Source organism: Citrobacter cronae, from assembly GCF_016893685.1.
In the GTDB taxonomy this organism is placed as follows: domain Bacteria; phylum Pseudomonadota; class Gammaproteobacteria; order Enterobacterales; family Enterobacteriaceae; genus Citrobacter; species Citrobacter werkmanii.
On record NZ_CP069763.1, the window covers coordinates 1,532,772 to 1,535,727 of the forward strand.

Consider the following 2,956-nt stretch of genomic DNA (forward strand, 5'->3'; position numbering starts at 1 on the left):
CAATCAGAAGTGAAACATCTTCGGGTTGTGAGGTTAAGCGACTAAGCGTACACGGTGGATGCCCTGGCAGTCAGAGGCGATGAAGGACGTGCTAATCTGCGATAAGCGCCGGTAAGGTGATATGAACCGTTATAACCGGCGATTTCCGAATGGGGAAACCCAGTGTGATTCGTCACACTATCGTTAACTGAATACATAGGTTAACGAAGCGAACCGGGGGAACTGAAACATCTAAGTACCCCGAGGAAAAGAAATCAACCGAGATTCCCCCAGTAGCGGCGAGCGAACGGGGAGCAGCCCAGAGTCTGAATCAGCATGTGTGTTAGTGGAACGGTCTGGAAAGTCCGACGGTACAGGGTGATAGTCCCGTACACAAAAATGCACAGGTTGTGAACTCGAAGAGTAGGGCGGGACACGTGGTATCCTGTCTGAATATGGGGGGACCATCCTCCAAGGCTAAATACTCCTGACTGACCGATAGTGAACCAGTACCGTGAGGGAAAGGCGAAAAGAACCCCGGCGAGGGGAGTGAAAAAGAACCTGAAACCGTGTACGTACAAGCAGTGGGAGCACCTTCGGGTGTGACTGCGTACCTTTTGTATAATGGGTCAGCGACTTATATTCTGTAGCAAGGTTAACCGTATAGGGGAGCCGAAGGGAAACCGAGTCTTAACTGGGCGTTAAGTTGCAGGGTATAGACCCGAAACCCGGTGATCTAGCCATGGGCAGGTTGAAGGTTGGGTAACACTAACTGGAGGACCGAACCGACTAATGTTGAAAAATTAGCGGATGACTTGTGGCTGGGGGTGAAAGGCCAATCAAACCGGGAGATAGCTGGTTCTCCCCGAAAGCTATTTAGGTAGCGCCTCGTGAATTCATCTTCGGGGGTAGAGCACTGTTTCGGCTAGGGGGTCATCCCGACTTACCAACCCGATGCAAACTGCGAATACCGAAGAATGTTATCACGGGAGACACACGGCGGGTGCTAACGTCCGTCGTGAAGAGGGAAACAACCCAGACCGCCAGCTAAGGTCCCAAAGTCATGGTTAAGTGGGAAACGATGTGGGAAGGCACAGACAGCCAGGATGTTGGCTTAGAAGCAGCCATCATTTAAAGAAAGCGTAATAGCTCACTGGTCGAGTCGGCCTGCGCGGAAGATGTAACGGGGCTAAACCATGCACCGAAGCTGCGGCAGCGACACTATGTGTTGTTGGGTAGGGGAGCGTTCTGTAAGCCGTTGAAGGTGGCCTGTGAGGGTTGCTGGAGGTATCAGAAGTGCGAATGCTGACATAAGTAACGATAATGCGGGTGAAAAACCCGCACGCCGGAAGACCAAGGGTTCCTGTCCAACGTTAATCGGGGCAGGGTGAGTCGACCCCTAAGGCGAGGCCGAAAGGCGTAGTCGATGGGAAACAGGTTAATATTCCTGTACTTGGTGTTACTGCGAAGGGGGGACGGAGAAGGCTATGTTGGCCGGGCGACGGTTGTCCCGGTTTAAGCGTGTAGGCGGAGGTTCCAGGTAAATCCGGTACCTTTTAACGCTGAGGTGTGATGACGAGGCACTACGGTGCTGAAGTGACAAATGCCCTGCTTCCAGGAAAAGCCTCTAAGCATCAGGTAACATCAAATCGTACCCCAAACCGACACAGGTGGTCAGGTAGAGAATACCAAGGCGCTTGAGAGAACTCGGGTGAAGGAACTAGGCAAAATGGTGCCGTAACTTCGGGAGAAGGCACGCTGATAGGTAGGTGAAGTGATTTACTCATGGAGCTGAAATCAGTCGAAGATACCAGCTGGCTGCAACTGTTTATTAAAAACACAGCACTGTGCAAACACGAAAGTGGACGTATACGGTGTGACGCCTGCCCGGTGCCGGAAGGTTAATTGATGGGGTTATCCGTAAGGAGAAGCTCTTGATCGAAGCCCCGGTAAACGGCGGCCGTAACTATAACGGTCCTAAGGTAGCGAAATTCCTTGTCGGGTAAGTTCCGACCTGCACGAATGGCGTAATGATGGCCAGGCTGTCTCCACCCGAGACTCAGTGAAATTGAACTCGCTGTGAAGATGCAGTGTACCCGCGGCAAGACGGAAAGACCCCGTGAACCTTTACTATAGCTTGACACTGAACACTGTTCCTTGATGTGTAGGATAGGTGGGAGGCTTTGAAGTGTGGACGCCAGTCTGCATGGAGCCGTCCTTGAAATACCACCCTTTAATGGCTGGTGTTCTAACGTGGGCCCGTAATCCGGGTTGCGGACAGTGTCTGGTGGGTAGTTTGACTGGGGCGGTCTCCTCCCAAAGAGTAACGGAGGAGCACGAAGGTTAGCTAATCCTGGTCGGACATCAGGAGGTTAGTGCAAAGGCATAAGCTAGCTTGACTGCGAGAGTGACGGCTCGAGCAGGTGCGAAAGCAGGTCTTAGTGATCCGGTGGTTCTGAATGGAAGGGCCATCGCTCAACGGATAAAAGGTACTCCGGGGATAACAGGCTGATACCGCCCAAGAGTTCATATCGACGGCGGTGTTTGGCACCTCGATGTCGGCTCATCACATCCTGGGGCTGAAGTAGGTCCCAAGGGTATGGCTGTTCGCCATTTAAAGTGGTACGCGAGCTGGGTTTAGAACGTCGTGAGACAGTTCGGTCCCTATCTGCCGTGGGCGCTGGAGAATTGAGGGGGGCTGCTCCTAGTACGAGAGGACCGGAGTGGACGCATCACTGGTGTTCGGGTTGTCATGCCAATGGCACTGCCCGGTAGCTAAATGCGGAAGAGATAAGTGCTGAAAGCATCTAAGCACGAAACTTGCCCCGAGATGAGTTCTCCCTGAGACTTTGAGTCTCCTGAAGGAACGTTGAAGACGACGACGTTGATAGGTCGGGTGTGTAAGCGTAGCGATACGTTGAGCTAACCGATACTAATGAACCGTGAGGCTTAACCTTACAACGCCGAAGATGTTTTG

At 52.5% G+C, this 2,956-nt stretch carries 1 rRNA gene; it reads left to right on the forward strand.

The features are described 5' to 3' along the window. The first annotated feature begins 31 nt into the window (after positions 1-31). A 23S ribosomal RNA gene (locus JSN25_RS22550) occupies positions 32-2,936 on the forward strand. Positions 2,937-2,956 lie beyond the last annotated feature (20 nt).